This is a genomic window from Bartonella queenslandensis AUST/NH15, assembly GCF_000312585.1.
GTDB lineage: Bacteria > Pseudomonadota > Alphaproteobacteria > Rhizobiales > Rhizobiaceae > Bartonella > Bartonella queenslandensis_A.
The window spans coordinates 95,528-96,695 of the sequence record NZ_HE997979.1 but is presented as its reverse complement, the minus strand read 5'-3'; the positions used below and the strand labels follow the sequence as shown (position 1 = coordinate 96,695).

1 pseudogene is annotated in these 1,168 nt (G+C 51.6%); it reads right to left on the bottom strand.

Annotated elements, in window-relative coordinates:
- Window positions 1-1,003, bottom strand: a pseudogene (locus tag BN338_RS12925) (bifunctional DNA primase/helicase); the annotation flags it as partial.
- Window positions 1,004-1,168: the final 165 nt, after the last annotated feature.

The window sequence follows — 1,168 nt, the reverse complement described above, 5'->3', positions numbered from 1 at the left end:
TTGCTGAGGGTGTGGGTTGCGATGCGTGCGTGGTGGTGTGGGCTGTTGAGGATGTGGGTTGCGATGCGTGTGTGGGCGCTTGGGTTGCTGAGGGTGTGGGTTGCGATGCGTGTGTGGCGGTGTGGGATGTTGAGGATGTGGGTTGCGCTGCGTGCGTGGGCGCTTGGGCTGTTGAGGATGTGGGTTGCGATGCGTGCGTGGCGGTGTGGGATGTTGAGGATGTGGATTGGGGCGTGTGCGTGGCGGTGTGGGATGTTGAGGATGTGGGTTGCGATGCGTGCGTGGGCGCTTGGGTTGCTGAGGATGTGGGTTGGGGCGTGTGCGTGGGCGCTTGGGTTGCTGAGGATGTGGGTTGGGGCGTGTGCGTGGGCGCTTGGGTTGCTGAGGATGTGGATTGGGAGGCGTGTGTGGTGGGGCTGTTTATGGGGTAAAGGGCTTGCCAACCGAATAAAATCGGTTCACATTGGGCTGTTGTAGGTTTTGTTTTTGCTCCCGCTTGAGCGAGCCGTTCTTTGACCAAAGCAAGGGTGCCATCAGGTTTATAAAAGGGAAAAATGATTTTTTCGCCTTCTTCTCTTATGCGGTAACGCTTTATAATCTCTAGAGGGATGCAGCGTTCTTTGTGGAGATAGTTTTTTACGAGATTTTGCGGGGTACACCCTTTAGGAATCGGTGGACGGCGGTAGGAACGATGAGGGGCCATAAAGGGTTTGGGGCGTGTCAGATTGAGAGTTGTGCGTGCTTCTTCTAATGCTTGAGAGAGACTGATGCCTTTGACTGCACACCAAAGGTCTAAAATATCGCCTCCGATACCTTCTGCAAAATCATACCAAAGGCCTGCTTTACTGCCGCTTAAGCAAATCGATAAACTTTGACCGGCTTCACCGCGTGTGTTGCCAACAAGCCAATTGTTGCCGCGTTTATGTCCTTGGGGAAGAAGCATTTCTGCGATCTGATCTGCTTGTGCGATAAGCTTTTGTTTGATTTCAAAAATTGTGCTCATGGCTATTCGTGATATTATTCGTTTTTTTCAAGGGTGTGTTTTGCTGTTTTCAACGTTCGATCTCACCGAAAAACCAGTGGTGCTATGGGGATTACTTGACTGCCTTGAGGTTTTTTTTGCCGCTCTTGGCTTGCCAATAATTGCGAAACTTTTGGGTTGGCTCAT